Below are 21,945 nucleotides of genomic sequence, written 5' to 3'. Positions count from 1 at the left end.
TTATTTTTGTTTTTCTACATACGCATCATAATCATCTACGATCAAGAAATACCCTTCTGGATCTCTGCGGTACTGCAACTGTGGAATCACTAATAAGATCACCACTACAAGAACCACACCAATGACGCCTAAGAATTTCATCAATACTGTAAAGAATGGCCAGACGGTCGCCCAGTCGAACATCCCAAGATAGCCGCCATATTGAGACAATCCTACCCAAGTAGCGATCAATGCCGAACCACCGATCTGAATAATGCCTGATAAGAATGGGAAGAGACAAGCCGCTTTGATGCCTCCGCGGTTGTTGGCAAAAACGGCGATCGCTGCGTTATCAAAGAACAGTGGGATAAACCCAGCAATGACGATCGTTGGTGAACGGAACAAAATCAGTAATGCAATCATTAAGAATTGTCCTAATGCACCGAATAAAAAGCCCACCGTCACGGCATTTGGCGACCCAAAGGCAAAGGTTGCGGCGATATCGATCCCTGGAACAGCACCTGGTAAAATCGTATTCGAGATTCCTTGGAATGACTCGGTCAATTCAGAAACGAAGGTGCGGACACCTAATTGAAGAATTGCTAAATAGACGGCAAACATTAGTGAAGTTTGTAAAATATAAAATAAGAAACTTTGTCCTTCTGCCATAAATCCTGCTGTTATTAAATAATCTTGTCCAAGCGTTACTAAAATGATACCGAAGAAAAAGAGCATCAAAATCGAAGTCGATACCATGTTTTCATTGAAGACCGATAAAAAACCCGGTAGTTCGACATCTTCTAATTTGCGGTTGGATTTGTTCTTTTTGAAACGTTCCGCAAGTCGTGCAAAGAAGTAAACACCAAACATCTGTTGATGGGCAATCGCAAAACCAGCACCTTCCGTCAAATCTTGACAGATGCCAACGGTCAAATTGGACCCAACCGCCCAATAGCAGCCTAAGATCAAGCCCATGACAAGTAAGACTTCGATTCGACCCAAGTCTGGAAAACAGAATAGCAGCAGCCAAAAGGCCGTTGCGGCTTGCTGTACTTGCACATTTCCAGTAGTGAAGACGGCCCGCAGCTTCGTATATTTTTTGAAGCGAACGAGTAAGATATTAAAAACAAAGGCAATCAATAATAAGAGCATCGTGTCACCAAAGGTGCGTCCAAATCGTTCTTCAATGCCGGCGGTGATCGCATTTTGACCAAAATACGGGTCAGTGACCATCGCATCTAATTCAAAACGCTCCTTAAGCCCCACCAGGATCGGACGGAAATTATTGACCAATCCACCAGAGCCAATCGTCAAAATCAAGTAACCAACGGTGGCCTTTAAGAAACCTGCAACACATTCAACAAACGGCCGTTTCAATAGTAAGTAACCAATCAGTACAATAAAACCGATCAAAAAAGCTGGCTGCATCAAAATATTCTGAGCAAAGTAATCCCAGCATCTCAATAAGAAATCTCCTACCATTTCCATCTAATCCCTGCTTTCTTTTTGGTCATATTTCTCCATCACCGCTTCAAAATCTGCCATTGTTTTTACACCTAGTAAATCTTCCACCAGCCCTTCTTCCATCAGCATTTCGGATAAACTAGCGATATTGTTCATATGTGCTTCAGCGTTTTTGGCAGCGAGCATAAAGAACAACTGCGCCTCTTTGTCGGGGTCATCATCTTGAAATGAAACGGGGGCTGGAAAAATCGTCAATCCGATCCCCGTTCCTAAGACGCCTTTGCTTTCTGCTGAAGAATGGGGCATGGCTACTTTGGGAATGATCACAATATAAGGACCGTATTGATGAACATCCCGAATGACATCTTCAATATACTGATCCGTGATCAACGCCTTTTGCTTTAATCCTTCGCCACTCGCCCAGATAGCGGCTTCCCAATCTTCGGGCTGTTCATGATTGATCGCAACCAACTCATTTTCATAAAAATAACGCAGCATTACCTTTGCTCCTTTCAAATTTGGCTTTTGCAGCATCCCCCCTTCTTTTATAAAAAAGAAGGGAATGGCGTATCATTATCGACCGAAAACACATCTTTGAAGCCGCGATAGAAATTAAATTCAAGATCATCTTTATTCGTTGGGTAGGTAAATTTGCCGCCAACTTGCCAAATATACGGTTTAAACTCATAGTTCAAACGATCTTTTTTAAACTTCCAAATCTCAGTGATCTCCTTTGGATCAGCCATAAAATTGGACCAGATATCATAGTGTACAGGTATCACTACTTTGGCATTGAGGGATTCTGCCATCCGCAACATATCGACTGAAGTAACCTTGTCGGTGATGCCCCGCGGGTTTTCGCCATATGCACCTAAGCAAACATCGATCTTGTACTGATTTCCATGCTTGGCAAATACATTCGAATAATGAGAATCTCCAGCGTGATAAATCGCCCCACCGGAAGTTTCAAACAAGTAATTGACTGCGATACGATCCATGTCCTGTGGTATTTTTCCTTTCAAGCTGGTATCCGGGTCTTCACACGTAATCAGAGCGGTTCGATCGAATGCTTCTAAAGCGATGATTTTCACCTGCCCAATGGTCACTTCATCCCCCGGTTTGACCACGATGGTTTTTTCTTCTGGAATTCCCCATTTCAACCAAGTTGCAACGACTTCATGGGGACCGACGAATTTTGCTTCTGGACAATTTTGATGGACTGCGGCTGCGGTATTGATATCTAAATGATCGGAATGGATGTGAGTCACCACTAACGCATCCACTCCTTTGATTGCAAATGGATCGATCACAAAGGGCTGCGTCCGTAAGTTAGGCTGCATTTCCTGTACACCACTCATTCGCATCATTTGATGGCCTTTTTTCATTTGCCCATTACCATGACTGCGTTTGCCAGTGCCGCACCAAAGGTCGCATAAAATATTGGTTCCTTCCGCACTCTTCAGCCAAATACCCGTACAGCCTAACCACCACATGGAAACTGTACCTTCTTTCACAAGTTCATTTTCGATCTCCTCGTTTAAATAGGTCCCCCATTCTGGAAACGTATTTAACAGCCAACTCTCTTTCGAAACATCATTTACATGTGCCATTCTTATTCCTCCTTTGCTTATTTACACCTTGATTCTAACATATAGAAAAACGCTTTCAATCAAATTTTATGTTAATTTATCTTATTATATGTTAATTTACCGATAAATAAATGTGATTATTTAATATATATGGTAATTTATAGAGGATATGTTAAAATGAGTTCGAAAGAAGAAACAACAAAAACATCGTTGCTTCGCAACAAGTGGTGTGGGATCATCACTTGAACTTGCAAGAAGGAGACGAGAAGGTTTTTGCTATGCAAAGACAATCGCAATCTGGATAAACGATGAAAGACAAGAATAGAATAAAGCGTATGTAAGGAGGAAGTATCGTGAAACGTTCCAATGAAGAAGTGAGGCAAAGGAGAAAACAATTGATCGATCTGATAAAAACATCTGGTTTTTCTGATGTGAAGACCCTCAGTCATCAGTTGGGAGTATCAGAGATGACGATCCGCAGAGACTGTACTGTCCTCAGTGAGATGGGTCAGATCAAACAAACCCACGGAAAAATCGAATACTGTGAAGCTTATGAAGATGAAGCACATCCCACCGACTCGATCGAGTACATCAAAGATCGACTGGCCAAAGAAGCGGCTCGCCAAGTAAAAGATGGCGATACCCTTTTCGTCAATACGAGTACCAGTGCGGCTCAAACGTTGCGCCATCTCACAGACAAACGAATCAGTTTGCTGACAAACAACACGAGTGTGATCCAAATGGAACACCATCCAAAATCAACGATTGTTTTAAGTGGCGGCGAAATACGTTACCCTAAAGCGGCATTGTCAGGAGACATCGCCGTGGAGTCATTTTCTCACGTTCGTTCTGATGTTACGATCATTGGCTGTAGTGGGTTAGATTTACAGACCGGCATTTCCACTTCAGTAATCCACGAAGCCAAAGTCAATGCGAAAATCATCGAAAATTCTGGCAAGTTGATCGTTATCGCGGATTATCGCAAAATCGGTAAGCAATCCAATTTTACGATTGGCGCAATTGCGGATATCGATCTGCTGATCACCGATCATTACTCTGATCCTAAAGTCATCGATTTGATTGAGCAACAAGGTGTTCAAGTTATTCAGCTCCCTTTTTAATACAAAACTTAAAAACTAAGAAGATATAACTAACTTAAACAATCGTTTTTTTGACCCAATAATCATTTATTTAGATACTATATATAAAAGCAATATACAGATATAAATTGTAAAATAGGTATCTAAGCTCCTATTTACCAAGATTTCTCTTTAGATCTTACGCATAGGAATTACATGATCGGTAATTTTTACCAACAAAAATTATTTTACGTCAATATTTCCGGTTTTAAATCCAGAAGTAGGAAATATAAATTCAGTTAAAACTTTCATTCTTCAAATTAATTACTTTTTCTTTTACTAACTGTCACAATTGTAATATCAATTAATGATCTATTTTTAAGCCCTATAAATCTAAAAGTTGAAATTTTCTTGTTTATGGAGGAGGCTATTCATTTAGTAAAAGGGGCGTGAAATAAGTTATCTGATTAAGCTCTTCCAAAAGATGAGCACTCGAAAATCATGTGATTGTTCGAGGTTCTATAATACTAAATGTCAAATAGCCAAATAAACTCGTCAGACTTGCCAACTGTCTATGATAGGTTTATTTTATGTTGTTTTTACTAATAGCCACTATATTTTTCTCGAGATTCAATAATGATCCTTAGCAGAATAAAAATATTAGGATTAATCAAGTGAATGGTGTTTCTGATCTTTGGGAAATAGCATAAAAAATAGCCTTCTACGAAGAGAGTTTCAAAGTGTTCATAGAAGGCTAGATAAAAGGCTAACATTTATTAGCTAATGACGGGTGTTACAAGTGTAGCCACAAAGGTTATTCGTGGAGTGGACGATTGTTAGCCTTTGCTTTAGATAATAGCTAATATATTTAGATTGTCAATTTTGTTTTGTCATTAAGGCAGTAATTTACCCCCAAAAGCCGGATTGCTCCGGCTGTGAATGATAACATGACCAAAATTATTATATCACAACTGGAGGAATATCGGGAGGGTGACGGTTCGACACCGTCCTCATCAATTGGACTTGCTAGGCACACAGTAAGTTGTCTTACGCAGGCTTTGTGATAGCGAAGTATTCAATAGTCGGGATATATATCGGCAAGTTCGAAAATTTATATAGAATCTTGAAACCCAATTTTTTCTAGTGATGGAATCTATACACAATAATATCTTCTATAGCGTTTAGAAATATTAACTCACGAAAAGAGTTTTTTGCTGGCGTCATTAATAGCATTGATCATAAAATTGATATCGTATGTCATTCGGAAATCTTCCAAAAAAGCCTGTTTAGCTGCCAATTAGAATAACGGATGTAGAGATATGCTCTTTCGCTAATTGCGCATTAAATCTTTTCATTTTGCGTATGAAAAGACTCATATTATCGTTCATCCAGTAACTCTATTTAAAAGTATTTGATAGTCTTCATGGTTTTGTGAGTATCCAAGTAAGACATTAGACTGCAGCAACTTTATCTAATTCGGAAATATTAACATTTACAAAATCGACAAATTCAAGAGCATAGTCATGGACGGCGTTAGTTGTATTATCACTGAATAATGTTTCTTTAATCAAGGCAGAGCGCTATTACGATTCAGAGGCTTACGTCTTTGAATCGTAATTTTTCCTAGAAACATAATGTTATTGTAGTTCTTTCAATTTATTTAAGTATTGATCGGGAGCATAAAATCTTATAGATGGCGTATTATATTTAGTTTTTAAATTCGATTCTAACAAAATCCATATGCAAAGGACCTTCAAAAGTACCAGCATGGTCTTTTCAATTTTGAATATACTCATTAAGTACTTCGTCAGTAGTTTCTTTACTGAGTGGTTCCTCAGACTATTCTATTTCAGCTATAGTTATTGTGATTTGCTTATCATCGCTGCTTTCTTCAGTAAATGAACCATTTACAGCATTATAATAGCGAATTTCTTTCCTGTCACTTTTATCTGTAACTATTGATATTGCAAAGAGTAATACGATTACAATAATCGTTGCAAAACCAAATAACTTAAACAACTCTCTAAACTGGCATATTGTTTTACTCCTGATCTTTTATTTTCCCAATCTAATCATAATAATATAATAATAGATCGTCAAAACTATCGATAAAATAAATAAGTGTATAGGTAGGGGGCTAGTCTCTCGTTCAATACAGTTTTCATCTTAGTCTCAAGTAAATTACATACTACCCTTATATAAAGGTAGTATGTAATTTAAGGTATAGCTAAATTCTATTTAACTTTGATATTAAAGGTTTTCAGATCTTTAATTTATGGTGGGAAATGTATATTATCATATTTTTTATTAAGTACTACTTTAATATATCGTATTAGATAATAAAAAGGTACTACCATAATACGCATTATGGTAGTACCTTTTTAATGTTTATAATTCATTCCCCAATTAGTTCGTAAAATCATTTGAGTTTCCTCTTCTATTTCACTGACTGTACGAATTACAGTTCCATCTACATCTGTTTCTGGAATAGTGGGTTTCTTTTTCCTGAATATATCTATTTCTCTCATAACATTATTAAATAGATCTTGCTTATCTTCTTGGGTTAAATGCTGTTTGATGTATTCATCGAGAGCCTTTCTTAATAATTCGTCTCGAGTTAAATTAGTTTCATATTTTTCAACCATTACTCTTGAAGTGGCATTTAAGATAGGTGATAGTTTTAATGGCATTTGTGCAGAAAAAGATCGATCGAATTTTCTTATCGGAGCCCCTACCCCTTTTGTCTTCTGTGAGATATTTGATTTTTTCTTAGCTTGTTGAACAATTGTTTTAGGCATACTTTCAGAAGAAGCTATTGAAGGTGCTGTTTTGTCTGTGCCGTTAGATTGAGTTATAGTTTGAGGTTTCTTAACATTTTTTCTAGCTGTGGTACCTGCCCTTATTTTGTCTAAACCTTTATTGCTTCTAAAAATACCTAAATCTTTTATGTCAGCCATTTAAGAACCTCCTACTCGTACCAAGATTCATGTTCAAGCAACTCTTCATAAATATTAATAAACAGATGATGACAACGTCTATCCCACTGCTTTAACTTGCCAGCTTTAGTTAGCTCCATCGTTATTCCAGACCCGTCATATCGCTTTAGACGTGCATTTTTAAGTACAACGTTTTTTAATAAATGATCACCATAGATTTGTTGTGCTTGTGCGTACATTTCCTGATCTACTGCGTCGCCACTTTCTAACATAAAAGGAATCACACCAGCGACCTTTAATGAAGTATCAAAGCCTTCAACAAAGAAATCCATATATTCTAAATATTGCATGGCATTTCGCATGGATTTAACCTGTGTTTGAAGAACAACAATCGCATAATCTGCTAAATACATTGCAGATTTACTATAAATCGAAATAGATGGAGGAACGTCTAGATATACAATATCAAATTCTTCAAGTAACGGGCCTAATCTTTTTTGCATATAAATGAGTTTATCTGCAGAATCGGAGAATTGATCTTTGATCCAATCATCATAAAGTTCAAAACTCATATCTGCGGGTAAGATGTACAAATTATTTACTACCTTATATATAGCATCTTTAGGATTGACTCGAGTATCATTATCTACTACCTTATTCCAGTCAACTTCCTCTTCTGTTTCAAGATTTAAATCAATAGGTTCTCTTCCAATGAGTACATCGGTTATTGTATTTTCATAATCAATAGGTTCTCCGTCTCCCCCACCCTGTTCCTTAGGAAAGTTCATATGAGTTAAGCTCATTACGTCAGAGGTATTCCCTTGCATATCTAGGTCGACAATCAGAGTTCTTTGATTTTTTGCAACAGCAGCTTCGAAACCTAACATTTGCGCGCATGTACTCTTCCCTACCCCTCCTTTAAAATTTCCAATAACAAATTTCTTTGACAAGTTATATCACTCCTTGAATTTACTACTACTTTTTTAACAATAGTAACATACTACCATAAGTATTACTATCAAAATTTAATTATATACTACTTAAAAAATCCTAGAAATTTACGCTTGTGACCGTATAAAATAGTTACTACTATATAAAAACTTATTTAAGTACTACTTTAAAAATGATAGTACTTAAATGTATAAAAAGCAAACTTTATTAGTTACTACTATTTGTTAAGATGCTAGTTGTAATTAGATAGAACTTACGTAGAAACACTAAAAACGTATTTTAGGCTTTCCTGTTTATTTAAGTAAACAGAGGATTGAGTCAAAATCAGTTTTTTGAAGTAGTATTAAAAAAAACTGATTTGCTTTGATCGAAATTACAATTAGTTAGGTAGTAATTAAAAGTTTAATAAGGTAGTAGATAAAGTTAGATTATGGTAGTATGTGTTTTTTTTTTTGATAAATAATAGGTAGTATATAATTGAAGTATTAGGTAGTATCCATTCGGGATAAAGGTAGTATATAACAATACATTTAGGTAGTAAACAATACATATTAATAGAGGTAGTAATCAATTAGGGATAGCAACAAATAAAGGGTAGTAATTAATATGATAAAGGTAGTATGTAAATTTAGTATTAGGATTATTGAGCAGCAAACTGTTTTTTTATCTAAATATATACTACCTAAATTATAATATATTATTTACTACTTTTAAACACTTTGATTATAAGGTAGTATTTATTTGTATTTTAAGGTAGTACATAATATAGGAATTAAGACAAAAGAGTAGTATTTAAACAATAATTTTGGTAGTACATATTATAAGAAATATTTTAATAAATGTAGTAGTTATTATTTAATTAGGGTAGTAAAAAATATAAAAAAAATATATTTAAGGTAGTACGTAATGGCTTTTGAGGAAAATAGTGCTTGAATTAAGAGGTGTTTTCGGATATTCTTAGTATGAAAATTAAAACAAAAAAAGAGAGACGGAAAAATAAGTGAATTGGACCTCACCTATTCTTCTGAATCACATACAACACTATGTGTTCTCGCTCGTCTCAGGATTATGTAAGTGGCTGGTTACCACTTATGTGATTTAAATAAATCTATTCGGACTGGTAATCCGAACTTATAGACTTATTTTACCATTTTTTGACGGGCAACTCAACATAAATAAGCTTATTTTGTCATGCAATTTAAAAGAATTTTTGACTTTCTAGGCATTGAGAGAACACAAATCGAACAATTATTTGTGTTCTCTTTTTGTTTGGGGAGGATAAGCAGGCATGACAGTAAGGCTAGATACAGTTTATTCAACAATCTTACAGAACGGTATTCGTAAATTTAAATATAAAAATAGCCGCCTTAAGCCGGTCTCTTTTAGCGAGCAGGCAGGGAAAGGGGCTATTTTTGCTTACCGTTCGAAAGAACACATGATTGAAGGGATCGGACTAGTAATTACTTCTGAAGAGGGCATTATTGAAAATAATAATCGCTTTAGCCACTGGACACCTAACGTTTTTCGCTATGGGACATATGTCGATGAAGGAAGAATGTTCACGAAAGGCCATTCTGAGGACAATTTACGTCAGATCAATACGTTTTTTGTTGATTTTGACACATTAGATCCAAATTTTGATTACGGAGAAATCATTTTGGCCAGTAATGAGCTTGGTTTTATGCCAACTATGGTATTGCGGACGAATCATGGATACCAAGCATTTTATGTATTAGATAAACCTGCCTATGTGACAAAGAAATCCAACTTCAAAGTGATCAACGTGGCTAAAATGATTTCCAATAATCTGCGAAATAAATTAGCGAATGACTATGAATTTCCAGTTGATGTTAATGCAAACCATTTTGGAATTACTCGTATACCTACAGAAGAGAGTGTTTTATTCTTTGAGCCAGAGTACCGTTATAGTTTCAAAGAGTGGATCAATTGGTCGATGCGTGTAGATGCTGACAAGAGTTCTGAGAGTAAGAATATCTTTGTCTTACCGTCAAATCAGGAATTCCGTCAAGTCGATGAGCCGTGGTTCCAGCTGTTATTTAAGAGTCAAAAAATTCAAGGAGAGAAGGGGATTTATGGCCGAAATAATGTCATATTTACCCTATCTTTGGCCTACTTTTCTTCAGGATATGAGATCGAAGAGTGTGAATTAGCTATCCTTGAGTTCAATGATCGATTAACAAGTCCATTAACTGATCGAGAGCTGACCAGAATTATTCGATCGGCTTATTCAGGAAAGTACCAAGCTGCTCATAGAGAAAAAATTGTTGTATTGTGCCAAGAGTGGGTGGATGCCAACCTTTCTGAAGAGCAGTTATTCAACAAAAAACGTGGCTGGTGGAAATTCAAGAAAGAAAGAGCTGTCCGCAAGTATTCACATAGTCATGAATGGGCAGAAGATCTATTGTCTTTTTTGAATGAACAATCCTATGAAGAAAAACCATACGTTCTTTCTACAAAAAAAGAATTAACTGAAATCTTAAAGATCCCAAAACGTTCCCTGGACAAAGTACTGAAGCGGTTAAAAGACGAGAACAAAATTCATTTTCGTATCCGTGCTGGTCGTAATGGAGGTATTATGTTAGCTTCGATGCATGGATTAATGCGCTCCGTTATCCGGCTAAAAAAAGAGAGCCAGGAGGCTTATTTCTTTGCGATTTCAGAAGCTTTTGGAAGAGAATCCACGTTTATCCAGACAGCACTGAAACGCTTGCTAGAACCTAATAAAATTGGAGTTCAAACAGATTTATTCATGATCGATACAGGTTGAAATTAAAAGGTGCAAATTGCCTTTTACATTATATCTATGATACTTCTTCTGTTTTTCAGTGTTTTTTTTAACTACATGACTTCTTCCCTTGGTTGCCAGCTTTTAAGAAGAGCGGTATTATTATTGCATATGTGATAATAATTTGAAATGAGGTCTACCATCTATGTCAGTAAATACTTTTGTTTATCCCTATCCTGTCAGTGTTTTTGTGATTCGGCAGTTAGGAATAACTGTAGAGGAATTTTGTGAGTTACATAATTACAAGCAAAGTACTGTTGCTACTTGGTCTTATCGGAATCGTCCTGTCGGGTTATTGCCTTGTGATTTTCTGTATTGTTTAAGTTTGTCTTCTGGATGGTCAATGGATAAGGTGTATGAACAGTTATTATTTCTGGAAGAAGAGTTTCAAAAGAGTATGATGCCTAAAAAGAAAAAGGAACAGATCGATTAGTAAATTAAGAGATAGCTTATTAGTAAGTGGTTTTGGATGGCTATTGTTTGGTGTTGTTGCATGAAAAATTTCTTTACATGTGGAATCATTTTTGGAATAATTTGTTGTGTAGTTTTCAAAATGCAATTAATTAAAAATTTAAGTAGAAAGAGAAAGGATGAGAATTATGGTAAATAAAAAAGTTTGTTTAGTTTTTGCAATATTAATATTTTTATTTACTGGATGTACTGTAAATAATGGTAACGATGTAGGAAGTAATAATGCGAAAATGATTGCATTTTCAGATGCAGGAGTTACAGAAAATGATGTTACAAGGTTGTATGTGAATAGGAGTGAAGATGATGGAAGAGTTGTCTATGAAGTAGATTTTACTGTTTTTTCTACAGGGGTTGAGTACGATTATGAAATCTCAGCAGTAGATGGTAGTATTCTTGAAGTAAATAAGGAAGTCTCTGAAGGAGTTATGGATACAAAGTTGTATCAAAATCAGAGTGCGGTAGAGGTATCACAGAATCAAGATAAGAGTAAGATAGAAGTATCGCAGGATAAAAAACAAAATCAGAGTAAAATGAATGAACCAAAGATTTCAGAAGATAAAGCAGTTCAATTTGTATTAGGAAAAGTTCCGGGTTCAACGGTACAAAATATAAGAATAAAGTTAGATTTAGATGATGGAATTCAGAAATATGAAGGAAATCTTATTTTTGATGGAAGAGAATATGATTTTGAAATTGATGCTAATACTGGGACGTTTATAGAATGGCAAAAAGAGTGGATTGATTAGAAATAACAGTTTTGTTTACAATTATTATTTGAATGATTGTTGGTTATTAACATGTTGGTTTTATTAATGAGTAATTATTGGGTGGTTGATCTTTTGGTCAACTACTTTTTTGATGGGCTGTTTTTTCTTTTATATCTTGTTTATTTATTATTTGGGCAGCTAAACCAGAAGATATTTTTATCGTTGCTTTTTGTATTTTATCTATTTTGATATTTCGATGATATTGTCTAGAATGTGTGTACTTTCACAAAAATCATTTTTAGTGACATATGTGTCTCTTATTTTTCTATCATTTCTTCCATATCATTTTGTTTATATAAATAAAATGATATGGAAGGATGGATTCTTAATGGAAATAGGGACAGCCATAAAATTATTGAGGAAAACAAATAATATTCCACAACGAAATTTGTATCATAATTTTTGTAGCAGAAAACAAATTTCTCGTATAGAAAACAATAAATCAACACCTTCTCTTGAAATGTTAATACATATTTGTTGTGTTTTGAACACAAGTGTAGATAGTATTATAGATTTAGCAAAAATGATTGAAAATAATGAATTTAATACTTGCAATGAAAAACAAATAATAATTAATGTTTAAATCGTATAATCTATGTATAAATGGATAAAAAGGGGGCAGACATAAGGGATTAACTAAAAAATGAACTTAGAAGGCATGTTCGAAGGTTCCGATAGGAACTCAGCACTTTTTATCTAATGTTACGTCTTGATCGGAATTGCGAAAGGAATGATTATATTTATGAAAAATATAGAGAACTATATTTTAAATTTGGGTTATCGATGTGTATTATTTCGCAGAATGGATGCTTTTGGGAAGATAGTAGGGGATAATTATTTGATTACGGAATCTGGTTTGTTAGGGGTGAAGTTATGTCATGAAGGTACTCGAGCTATCTATGTACAGACAGGAAGAAAAACTAGTTTGAAAAAAATCGAGAAAAAAATTCGGCTTGTTTTTGATCATAACGGAGTACTTATTGCAAGAAGAGCAAGTCCTGTTTCACCGTTACGATTGACTGGTAAAGGAATGGGAAAATTAGTTGAAAAAAATCCTTGTTGATTTAAAAGAGGATGAATCGGATACAATCAACATTTTGTATTTGCCTGAAAATCCTCTGAGGATTGTTAAAGTAATAAAGGATCTGCTGGAAAATTTGATGATTTGAAGTGGAACTCGATGTGGTCCAACATTGATTGAGTCGATCTTCAGGAAGAGGTATCTTTCAATTGGTCTCTTTCAAAGGATTTAGTGGGGGAATGTAGCGACTGAATAAAACAGTCGTGTAACAACATTTATTCTTAACGATGCCGAAGAGCAAATATGTTCCGGGAGTTATCAGCGTAGCTTATAGGGCTTCTGGGCTATACAGTCGTTCTTGTGTAAGGAACAAAAAACTGTCTGCTACATACATGTAGATACTTGCCATGACCTTGATATCAAGCGAGCATTTACCGTTTTCTACTAGGGTTAGAGCTTCCGGACGCCATAAAGCTTGCGAAACATTTTTTGGTAAATACAAAATGTTGATTTGTCGGTAAAGTTCAAACAAAATAGAGGGGAGAAAGGAAAAATTCAAATGAAAATTTTTGAAATGGATGATCTGTAATTTGCGCTTGTAGGAGCAGAAAACAAAGAGAGTCACTTAAAGTAACAGGAGTGATTCAAACACAAAAAGACTGTCGTGGAAGAACAAACGACAGTCACTGAGCTAGAGGTTTAGGGTTACTGGAGATTTATCCAACTGAGGTATCCACACTTGATGGCGAAATGAACTAACTAGCTCGTGTGTATTATACAACAGAATTTCACTAAATAAAATTAGGTCTTGCTTATTTTCGATATTTCTAATTAAAATAAAAACAAAAAAGCAAGGAAAGTGTATGAAGAATGAGGAAAAAAAGCCGTCGATTTAAGCGAATGATACGATTGAGAATTTCTATTATTTTAGAAAGTTTGAAAGAAAATGATGAACTGACGGTTGAACAAGAAAAAGAGCTAACTTATTTAGGAAAGTTACTAGAAGGTAAGCTAGAGACTGCGAAACAGGAGAGACCGAGTAAATCACCCTTTGTATTTGATTTAGCTACTCTGACTGTGAATGAATATTATTGTTTGCGAGAATCAGGATATACAGAGGATCAGATAAAAGAAATGTGTATTGAAACCAATGAATGTAGTTTTTTTGAATGGAAACAAAAGAATGGATTGGTAGAAGATAACGATCAAAAAGTAAAAGAGAACTATTGAATATATGATAGCGCTTTAATAAAATGGGAGTAACAAGAGATTGAGTGATTTCCTTGTTACTAAAAAGTTATTCGATAGTATAGGCAAAATAGTTATTGTTTTTTTGAGCTAAGCCAAAAGTATCGCCTATTTCCAACGATTTAGAGGTATAGCTTATCTCTGGAATCTCAAATAAGTTTTTCTTTTTGTCGGTTACTTTAATCGGTAATTTGATTTCTTCGCCGGATTCGAGAGAAAGAACCGCTGTATTATTATTTTGAAATAGCACGGTTGTAATTTGAGCTTTACCTAAAATTTGTATGTCAGCACCTTGGAGGTCTTTTAACGTATTTAGTAATGGATAATTAGAGATTGTACCTACACTACTAGAAGTTGTCATGGTTATGGATTTACTTGTTTCTGTTTTTCTAGACAAGGAAAAAGCAATGATAAGTACAGATATCAGTACGACACTGAGTGATAAGATTATGAGGGATTTTTTCTTCATAATAGTCATTCTCCATAATAAAATTGTTTTTTCGATAAAGAAGCAGAAACGACTTATTGTTGTTTCTGCTTTTTCGCTTGTAGCTGTTTGGCATATGCATCTATATCACTTTTAAGATATAAGCGAACCATTCCAGGACCAGAACCTTCTCCAATTTCAACGAAGGGCTTAATTCGACCTTGTTTAATTGTTTGAGAAAATGCTGCAAAACTTTGACCGGTAATTTCGGCGGCTTGTTTTCTAGTAATTAAATTGGATGTAACCCAGCTTTGATAGTGATTTAAATTGCTATTTTCCATAACGCGACCTCCTATTTATTGGATTCTAAGATAAGTATACCAAAAATAATATTTTTTTCAAAACATCTATTGACATAGGATCCTATAACTGGCACCCTATGTTTGTAAATAAAATAATAATAAAAAGAAGGAAAGAATTGAAAATGAAATTAAATGTATTGAGAGTGTTAGCAGTAGCAATTGTTGGGGTTGGCGTCGTCAACCCGTTAACTGCAAGTGCGGCAGAATGGACACCACGTACAGTGGAACAAATCAAAGCTGACATTGCGAAAGCCAAAGACAATAAATATACGATTGTTTGGGGTGATACATTAAGCGGTATTAGCCAAACGACGAACTTGACAGTGCGAAAACTAGCAGATCTGAACAAGATTGCGAATGTGGATCTGATCTATGCAGGTAACACATTGGTATTCGAAGGCAAAGTAGCGACAGTTCAAAACAAACAAGGTGAGACAATTGCTCAAACAGTAATTCAGCCGGAGGATAAGAATGATGCTAGTAAACCAGTAGGTAAGCAAGAACCTGCCAAATCAACAACAGATAAAACCAAAACGGCTACGCCTGGACAAAATGAGCAAGGAACAACTGCGACTAGCGAAAAAACGGATAAAAGCAGTCAAGAGACAAATACTACTGTTAGTGGAACAAACGGTAGTCAAAGCGGGACAACAGCTTCTTAAGGAGTAGAAACACCAGCTCAACCAAGTAAGCCAGCTACGCCAAGTCAACCAACGCAACCAAGTAAACCAACAGAAAAACCAAGTACACCAGTTCAACCGACGACACCGACACAACCAACTACGGGTGGGGAACAAGGTGGATCGACAACAGTTCCTGTCACTGATCCTTCACCAGTAACGGATCAAGAACCAATGCCAGGAACTCTTGGTAATAGCGGGAAAATATTTAACTCTGAGGCTGAAGCAGAAGCATACGGTGAAGCAGAAGCAACAAATCCAGATAGCAAATGGTATGGATACGAATGGCAATGGTTTGATTTAGTAAATAAAAATTACGAACCTATTGGTAAATGGACGGTGAACTTTAATCAATAATAAATATATGGAAAAGATATCAGTAAATGTGCTGATATCTTTTTTGTTTGGAGGAACACATGATGAAACAATTCCCACGGGCAAGATCTCCAGATCAACCAAAATAAAACCAACCATTCACGTCGTTATCGCTTTTCGGTAACGGCGTTTTATTATAGAAAAATTGTAAGAAAGGATGAATTCTTGTGTCACAAAGAACGAGAAAGAAATGGTTAAAAGCAGCTGCGCTTCTGGCATTTTCGCACTTCTGCTTTTTGATCGGGACATTTCAAGTACAAGCAGAAGAAACGATATCCAGTCAACCAGCAGTAGAAACAACGGTACCAGCTCCCATTGAAGCAGTTGAAGTTCAACCGGTAGAAACAGCAGTTCCAGCTGTAGAAAGTCCAGCTGAGCCTGTGTCAGAGACCAATGCACCGACAACCAACTCAAAAGCAGCCCTTGATCGAATGATTGGGGAAGCGCAAAATCCAGGAGACAGTCCAGCTGTCACGCAACCGGTAGAACCAGAAACAGACATTTCACCGGAACTTTCAGAAGAAAGTACGTCAAGTAGTACACCTTCTTCTGAACCAGCAGAAACAACAGATACTCCAGAGACAAAACCGGTAGAAGGTAACCCAACACCTGAGGTACCTGCCTCACCAGAATCTTCTGTAGAAAAAGCAACGGATACACCCGCTACTGATACGGAAAAGCCAGCGGAAAAACCGGTAGACACTAAGGATACGGAAGAGACGACAGAAGAAACTGTAGTTGCTACTGACACGAAAGAAACGACGTTATCTGAGAAAAAAGTAGAAGAAACGCTTGTGGTTACTCAACCTCGTTCTGCTCGTGTTCGCCGTGCTGCAATTTCTACACGTGCCGCAAATACGGCAAATGTAAAAATGACAGAAGTTGCTCCACAACCGACAGAAGGTATCTATTGGGCAGAGATGCATTTGCCAAATGGAACGCCATTTGCTTATGATAAAATTGATCTTTTTGAAGTTGATGGGAAAATTGCCTTTTGTATTGAACCTGGGGTAGAAGGTTCTTCAGGTTCATTTACAGAATCTGCATTAGATACGTATTTAAAAAATGCAGATGTTCGAAAAAAAATTGAGTTAATTGCATATTTTGGCTGGGAAGATAGTAAAGATAAGTCACTTTATCGTCGAATTGCAACACAACTATTTATTCATGAACAGTTGAACTCAACTCCGTTGATGGTTAATAAGGTGTTGAATTATGAGGCATTTAAAAACGAGATAAATCAGAAAATAGCGACATTTAATAAAAAAGTATCTTTTGCTGGAAAAACCGAAACTGTTAAAGTTGGTGAAACAATCATTGTTCCAGATACGAATAATTCTTTAGGAAATATCAAAGATATAACTTTTCCTAAAGGTATTAACGCAAAAATTCAAGGAAGCAATTTAGTCATTACTGTAACGAATGATGCGCCTGAAAAAGCAACTATTACGCTTCATAAAACAAAATTGAATAGAACTTCACTAGTTTATAAACAGCCAGGAAAACAAACTATTTCAGTTTTAGGGGATCCTACTGGGGGACAAGTGATCCTCAATCTAAGTGTCATAAAACAAGGCAACCTTGAAATATTGAAAATTGATGCAGACACAAAAGAACCTTTAGCCAATGCAGAAATCAAAGTCACAATTGCTGGTAAAGATCAAACCGTGAAAACGAATGATCAAGGGATTGCGACGATCAAGAATATCACGCATGGCACAAAAGGGACCGTTGTTGAGATCAAAGCGCCAACCGGCTATATTTTGAACAAAACAAGCAAAGATTTTACGATCGAAGCGAATAAAACAGTGAGAGTCAATCTTGAAAACAAAGCGCAAAAAGGGACCATTACGATCGATAAATCAGGGGTAGGATTCAATAAAACTATGCCAAATGATCAATATACATTGGCTGGAAATGTTTTTGAAGTGTACGCTGGACCAACGATTACAGGTGATCTTGTAGACACAATTACGACGAATGATGCAGGAAAAGCCCAAACAAAGGCATTACCTTTAGGCACGTATACAATTAAAGAAACAGCTGCCTCAAATGGATATGTGCTAAACACTGCTACATGGACAGTAGACATTGTTTATGCAGGCCAAGATGTTGAAGTTACAAATGTAGATCAAAAAATTCAAAACCAAGAACAAAAAGGGATTGCGCGCATTTTCAAACAAGATGAAGAAACTGGAAACAACGCACAAGGTGCTGCGACCTTAGAAGGCGCAGTTTATGGATTGTACCAAGCAGATGGCACAAAAATCAAATCTGTTACATTAAAAAATATCAATGGCAAAGTTCAAGCAGAAGTCGGCGACTTAAACCTAAGTTCTTATTTCTGGATCGAGGAAAAAGCGCCAGCTGGCTACAACTTGAACACAAACAAACTTATTTTCGATCTTGTTTACGCCGGTCAAGGAGTAGAAACAGTCACTGTGGAAACAACGGCAAAAGATCAAGTGATCAAAGGAACGATTGAAGGAGTTAAAGTTGGCAATAAAGACTTTGTGGACACGAAAGATCCTGACAATAAGCCAAAACTTTCAGGCATTGAAATTTCATTGACCTCGAAAACAACCGGTAAAGTCGTTAAAGCAGTCTTGACTGACAAAGACGGTTACTTTACCTTCGGTAAAAACGCCGTTGTCTTTGATACCTATATTGTTTCTGAAACAATAGGTAAGGAAGGATACAAATTGTTTGAACCGTTCGAAGTAACGATTTCTGAACAAGGTCAAACCTTCCGTTATGTGTTAGAAGACCAAATCATTGAGCAACAAGTCAAAATTGTTAAAGTCGATCAAGAAACAGGCAAAGTGATTCCACTTGCTAATACGGAGTTCAAGATCTTTGACACTTTAGCGAATGAGTATGTCACCTTTGCCATTCCAAATGATACCGAAGTAACGGATATTTTCCGTACTAATGATAAAGGTTATCTCGTTACGAATGGTACGTTTACGTATGGAATTAGTCGGTACCGTATCGAAGAAATCAACGCACCGAAAAATTATGTCTTAAACAAAACACCGTTGGTGTTCTCGATTACAGACGATACCGAACCGATCAAAGTGATCAATTTTGCGAACCGTCAAGCACGTAAGAATGTGAAATTGTTCAAGTATGAAGAATGGAATAACAAACAAACGCCACTTACAGGTGTGACGTTTACGTTGTATAACGACGAAGGAAAAGCAGTCGGTGAATATACGACGGATACAAACGGTGAAATTCTTGTAAAAGGTTTGTTAGCTGGGGAGTATTATTTCTTAGAAAAAGCGCCATTAGAAAGCTTCCAACCAAATACAGACAAACAAGCATTTACCGTCACATTCAAACAAAATGCGCCAGATGATGGCGAAACCTTATTCGTTTCTGTACGCAACTATTTGATTCCACCAACACTTGAAACACAAGCGTCGAATAAAGAAGACGGAGAAAAAGTGGTGGATCCGTTAGAAACGATCGTCATTAAAGACAGTGTTTCTTATACGAACTTGTTTGTCGGCAAAGAATACACCATTTCAGGTGTCTTGATGAACAAGGCAACGAATGAACCGATCCTGCAAGATGGTAAAGAAATCAGAAAAACGTTGACCTTTATTGCAGACAAAGCAAGTGGCACAAAAGACCTGGAATTTACAGTTAATGCCAGCGTCTTAAAAGGTCAAACGATCGTTGTCTTTGAAAAACTTTTCCGTGACGGTATTGAAGTTGCAGCACACGAAGATATTACCGATGAAAATCAAAGTGTTCGGGTAAACAATCCAACGGTTCATACCACAGCTGTATTTGAAGATGGCTTGACGGTCGCAGACCCAACAGGGCTGTTCACCTTAAACGATACCGTTGAAGTTAAAGAGATCCTTCCAGGAAAAGCTTACTTGGTCAAAGGAATCTTAATGGACAAAGCAACCGGTGAAGCCTTACTAGTTCATGGAAATCCAGTAGAAATCAGTGTGGACTTTATTGCCAAAGCAGAAAATGAAACGGTGATCGTGCCATTTACCTTTGATTTAACGGACTTAAATGGTCGTGAAATCGTTGTGTTTGAAAGTCTTTTCAGAAATGACGAAGAGCTGGCAAACCACAAAGACATCGATGACCAAGGGCAAACCGTACGTATCACAAATCCAGCAATCGGCACCAAAGCAACAGACAAAGAAACAGGATTACAAGTGATTGATCCATTGGCAGTTGTCACGATTACGGATGCAGTTGCCTATCATGATTTGATTGTAGGAAAGACGTATACAGTCAATGGAATCTTGATGGACAAAGCAATCGAACAACCAGTCTTAGTGGACGACAAAGAAATCACAAGTACGTTAACCTTTGTGGCAGAAACAACGGACGGTACAGTAAATCTAGACTTTGTGTTGGACGCTCGTGCATTACGTGGAAAAGAAGTCGTGGTCTTTGAAGACCTCTTCAGAGAAGGCGTATTATTAGCCTCTCATGCGGATATTACGGATGAAGGGCAAACGGTACGGGTAACGAATCCAGCAATCAGCACCCAAGCAACAGATAAAGAAACGGGACTTCAAGTGATTGATCCATTGGCAGTTGTCACGATTACGGATGCAGTTGCCTATCATGATCTGATTGTCGGTAGAACGTATACAGTCAATGGGGTATTAATGGATAAAGCAACCGAACAACCAGTCTTAGTGGACGACGAAGAAGTCACAAGTACGTTAACCTTTGTGGCAGAAAGTACCGACGGTACAGTCAACTTAGACTTTATCTTTGACGCACGTGCATTACGTGGAAAAGAAGTCGTGGTCTTTGAAGACCTCTTCAGAGAAGGCGTATTATTAGCCTCTCATGCGGATATTACGGATGAAGGGCAAACGGTACGGGTAACGAATCCAGGTGTTCGTACCACCGCTACACACAAAACAACTGGCTTAAAAGAAGTTAATCCGTTAACGAAAGTCACCATTACAGACGCCGTGAAATACAACGATTTGATCATTGGTCGCACGTATACAGTTAATGGAATCTTGATGGATAAAGCAACCGAACAACCAGTGTTAGTAGACGACAAAGAAGTCACAGGTACGTTAACGTTTGTAGCAGAAAGTACCGACGGTACAGTTAATTTAGACTTTGTGTTGGACGCTCGTGCGTTGCGAGGCAAAGAAGTGGTTGTCTTTGAAAATCTCTTCAGAGACGAAGTATTATTAGCCTCTCACGCAGACATTACCGACAAAGACCAAACCATCAAAATCGTTAATCCAACCATTACGACCAAAGCCACGAATGAAAATGGTGGAAAAGAGATCTTCGCTTTGCCAAATCAAAAAGTGCTTGAATGGGTCAAAGTAGATGGTCTAGCAATTGGTCAACTTTACAAGTTGATTGTTCAAGGCTATTTAACACCAGACGGCACGCCATTTGAAGGTACCCATGCCGAAAAAATCTTTACGGCAGACAAAGAAACCATGGAATTCTTGTTTGAATTCTTAGTTGATGGTCGGAACCTTGCCGGAAAAGGCTTGAGTTTTGCGGAATGGCTTCAAGCCAAAACAGAAGATGAGGAAGAAACATTTGAAGAAGTGGCGAAACACAATGTGGATCTAACAAATGAAGATCAAACGGTTCAAATTGTGGAAGCACCAAAACCACCACAACCAGTGAAAGCAGCTTCTGTAGTACCAACGTTGCCAAAAACAGGGTCTGAAGATAGCAATGTATTGATGATTATTGGCATGATCTTTGTCCTTGCGGCAGGATTGATAGGTTATGACTTATACAAGGTCAAAGACTAAAAAAAGACGA

General features: G+C 36.7%; 18 protein-coding genes. 10 read left to right on the top strand and 8 right to left on the bottom strand.

All coding sequences use genetic code 11. The features are described from left to right. Genes IGI96_RS18550 through ulaG form a run of 3 tightly spaced genes read right to left on the bottom strand, consistent with a single transcriptional unit; the run spans position 1 to position 3,053 of the window. Entirely contained in the window at positions 1–1,467 is a 1,467-nt protein-coding gene (locus IGI96_RS18550; protein ID WP_438785000.1) for a PTS ascorbate transporter subunit IIC, read from the bottom strand. Then, positions 1,468–1,941: a PTS sugar transporter subunit IIA gene (locus IGI96_RS18545; protein WP_010748562.1), complete on the bottom strand. Its 474-nt coding sequence runs from the start codon at positions 1,939–1,941 to the stop codon at positions 1,468–1,470. It lies immediately after the preceding gene. Positions 1,942–1,988: 47 nt separating this feature from the next. Next, positions 1,989–3,053 carry an L-ascorbate 6-phosphate lactonase gene (gene ulaG / locus IGI96_RS18540; protein WP_438784999.1) on the bottom strand — a complete coding sequence of 355 codons (1,065 nt, stop codon included), beginning with the start codon at positions 3,051–3,053 and terminating at the stop codon, positions 1,989–1,991. A gap of 332 nt (positions 3,054–3,385) precedes the next feature. Between ulaG and IGI96_RS18535 the strand changes: the two genes are divergently transcribed. Next, on the top strand, positions 3,386–4,153 hold the full coding sequence (locus IGI96_RS18535; RefSeq protein WP_438785553.1) for a DeoR/GlpR family DNA-binding transcription regulator: 768 nt from the start codon (positions 3,386–3,388) through the stop codon (positions 4,151–4,153). A 1,797-nt stretch (positions 4,154–5,950) separates the two neighbouring features. Here IGI96_RS18535 and IGI96_RS18530 read toward each other — a convergent pair. From IGI96_RS18530 to IGI96_RS18520, 3 genes are all read right to left on the bottom strand, one after another. Further along, positions 5,951–6,130 carry a hypothetical protein gene (locus IGI96_RS18530; protein WP_438785552.1) on the bottom strand — a complete coding sequence of 60 codons (180 nt, stop codon included), beginning with the start codon at positions 6,128–6,130 and terminating at the stop codon, positions 5,951–5,953. Between the two features lie 362 nt (positions 6,131–6,492). Continuing rightward, positions 6,493–7,068 carry a hypothetical protein gene (locus IGI96_RS18525; RefSeq protein ID WP_438785551.1) on the bottom strand — a complete coding sequence of 192 codons (576 nt, stop codon included), beginning with the start codon at positions 7,066–7,068 and terminating at the stop codon, positions 6,493–6,495. Positions 7,069–7,079: 11 nt separating this feature from the next. After that, positions 7,080–7,997 carry a ParA family protein gene (locus IGI96_RS18520; RefSeq protein ID WP_438785550.1) on the bottom strand — a complete coding sequence of 306 codons (918 nt, stop codon included), beginning with the start codon at positions 7,995–7,997 and terminating at the stop codon, positions 7,080–7,082. 1,289 nt (positions 7,998–9,286) lie between these two features. On the opposite strand from IGI96_RS18520, the gene IGI96_RS18515 reads away from it, so the two are divergent. From IGI96_RS18515 to IGI96_RS18490, 6 genes are all read left to right on the top strand, one after another. Beyond that, positions 9,287–10,786 carry a primase C-terminal domain-containing protein gene (locus IGI96_RS18515; protein WP_438785549.1) on the top strand — a complete coding sequence of 500 codons (1,500 nt, stop codon included), beginning with the start codon at positions 9,287–9,289 and terminating at the stop codon, positions 10,784–10,786. Positions 10,787–10,949: 163 nt separating this feature from the next. Further along, positions 10,950–11,237, top strand: a complete 288-nt coding sequence (locus IGI96_RS18510; protein WP_438785548.1) for a type III secretion system protein PrgN — start codon at positions 10,950–10,952, stop codon at positions 11,235–11,237. Between the two features lie 166 nt (positions 11,238–11,403). Next, positions 11,404–12,021, top strand: coding sequence for a PepSY domain-containing protein (locus IGI96_RS18505; RefSeq protein ID WP_438785547.1), 618 nt, complete (start codon positions 11,404–11,406; stop codon positions 12,019–12,021). 349 nt (positions 12,022–12,370) lie between these two features. Continuing rightward, positions 12,371–12,625, top strand: coding sequence for a helix-turn-helix domain-containing protein (locus IGI96_RS18500; RefSeq protein ID WP_438785546.1), 255 nt, complete (start codon positions 12,371–12,373; stop codon positions 12,623–12,625). Between the two features lie 159 nt (positions 12,626–12,784). Then, complete coding sequence (locus IGI96_RS18495; RefSeq protein ID WP_438785545.1) at positions 12,785–13,105, top strand: hypothetical protein; 321 nt, start codon at positions 12,785–12,787, stop codon at positions 13,103–13,105. 867 nt (positions 13,106–13,972) lie between these two features. Then, entirely contained in the window at positions 13,973–14,293 is a 321-nt protein-coding gene (locus IGI96_RS18490) for a hypothetical protein (protein ID WP_438785544.1), read from the top strand. A 67-nt stretch (positions 14,294–14,360) separates the two neighbouring features. Here IGI96_RS18490 and IGI96_RS18485 read toward each other — a convergent pair whose 3' ends face one another. Together IGI96_RS18485 and IGI96_RS18480 are read right to left on the bottom strand one after the other, a co-directional pair. Further along, on the bottom strand, positions 14,361–14,780 hold the full coding sequence (locus IGI96_RS18485; protein WP_438785543.1) for a hypothetical protein: 420 nt from the start codon (positions 14,778–14,780) through the stop codon (positions 14,361–14,363). Between the two features lie 53 nt (positions 14,781–14,833). Beyond that, positions 14,834–15,079, bottom strand: a complete 246-nt coding sequence (locus IGI96_RS18480) for a hypothetical protein (RefSeq protein ID WP_438785542.1) — start codon at positions 15,077–15,079, stop codon at positions 14,834–14,836. Between the two features lie 137 nt (positions 15,080–15,216). On the opposite strand from IGI96_RS18480, the gene IGI96_RS18475 reads away from it, so the two are divergent. The 3 genes from IGI96_RS18475 (at position 15,217) to IGI96_RS18465 (ending at position 21,935) form a co-directional block, all read left to right on the top strand. Then, entirely contained in the window at positions 15,217–15,762 is a 546-nt protein-coding gene (locus IGI96_RS18475) for a LysM peptidoglycan-binding domain-containing protein (protein WP_438785541.1), read from the top strand. Between the two features lie 192 nt (positions 15,763–15,954). Then, entirely contained in the window at positions 15,955–16,137 is a 183-nt protein-coding gene (locus IGI96_RS18470) for a hypothetical protein (protein WP_438785540.1), read from the top strand. 185 nt (positions 16,138–16,322) lie between these two features. Beyond that, the gene (locus IGI96_RS18465) at positions 16,323–21,935 is read left to right on the top strand and encodes a VaFE repeat-containing surface-anchored protein (protein WP_438785539.1); all 5,613 of its coding nucleotides are present in this window, start codon (positions 16,323–16,325) and stop codon (positions 21,933–21,935) included. Positions 21,936–21,945: the final 10 nt, after the last annotated feature.

The sequence above is a fragment of the Enterococcus sp. DIV0421 genome, assembly GCF_051713745.1.
In the GTDB taxonomy this organism is placed as follows: domain Bacteria; phylum Bacillota; class Bacilli; order Lactobacillales; family Enterococcaceae; genus Enterococcus_D; species Enterococcus_D casseliflavus.
Note: the sequence above shows the minus strand (reverse complement) of the source record. Positions and strands in the feature narration are given on the sequence as shown.

Coding starts and splice junctions, on each gene's coding strand:
- IGI96_RS18550 (WP_438785000.1), bottom strand. CDS start 1,467: ATGGAAATGGTAGGAGATTTCTTATTGAGATGCTGGGATTACTTTGCT.
- IGI96_RS18545 (WP_010748562.1), bottom strand. CDS start 1,941: ATGCTGCGTTATTTTTATGAAAATGAGTTGGTTGCGATCAATCATGAA.
- IGI96_RS18485 (WP_438785543.1), bottom strand. CDS start 14,780: ATGAAGAAAAAATCCCTCATAATCTTATCACTCAGTGTCGTACTGATA.
- IGI96_RS18510 (WP_438785548.1), top strand. CDS start 10,950: ATGTCAGTAAATACTTTTGTTTATCCCTATCCTGTCAGTGTTTTTGTG.
- IGI96_RS18495 (WP_438785545.1), top strand. CDS start 12,785: ATGAAAAATATAGAGAACTATATTTTAAATTTGGGTTATCGATGTGTA.
- IGI96_RS18525 (WP_438785551.1), bottom strand. CDS start 7,068: ATGGCTGACATAAAAGATTTAGGTATTTTTAGAAGCAATAAAGGTTTA.
- ulaG (WP_438784999.1), bottom strand. CDS start 3,053: ATGGCACATGTAAATGATGTTTCGAAAGAGAGTTGGCTGTTAAATACG.
- IGI96_RS18515 (WP_438785549.1), top strand. CDS start 9,287: ATGACAGTAAGGCTAGATACAGTTTATTCAACAATCTTACAGAACGGT.
- IGI96_RS18470 (WP_438785540.1), top strand. CDS start 15,955: ATGCCAGGAACTCTTGGTAATAGCGGGAAAATATTTAACTCTGAGGCT.
- IGI96_RS18505 (WP_438785547.1), top strand. CDS start 11,404: ATGGTAAATAAAAAAGTTTGTTTAGTTTTTGCAATATTAATATTTTTA.
- IGI96_RS18480 (WP_438785542.1), bottom strand. CDS start 15,079: ATGGAAAATAGCAATTTAAATCACTATCAAAGCTGGGTTACATCCAAT.
- IGI96_RS18500 (WP_438785546.1), top strand. CDS start 12,371: ATGGAAATAGGGACAGCCATAAAATTATTGAGGAAAACAAATAATATT.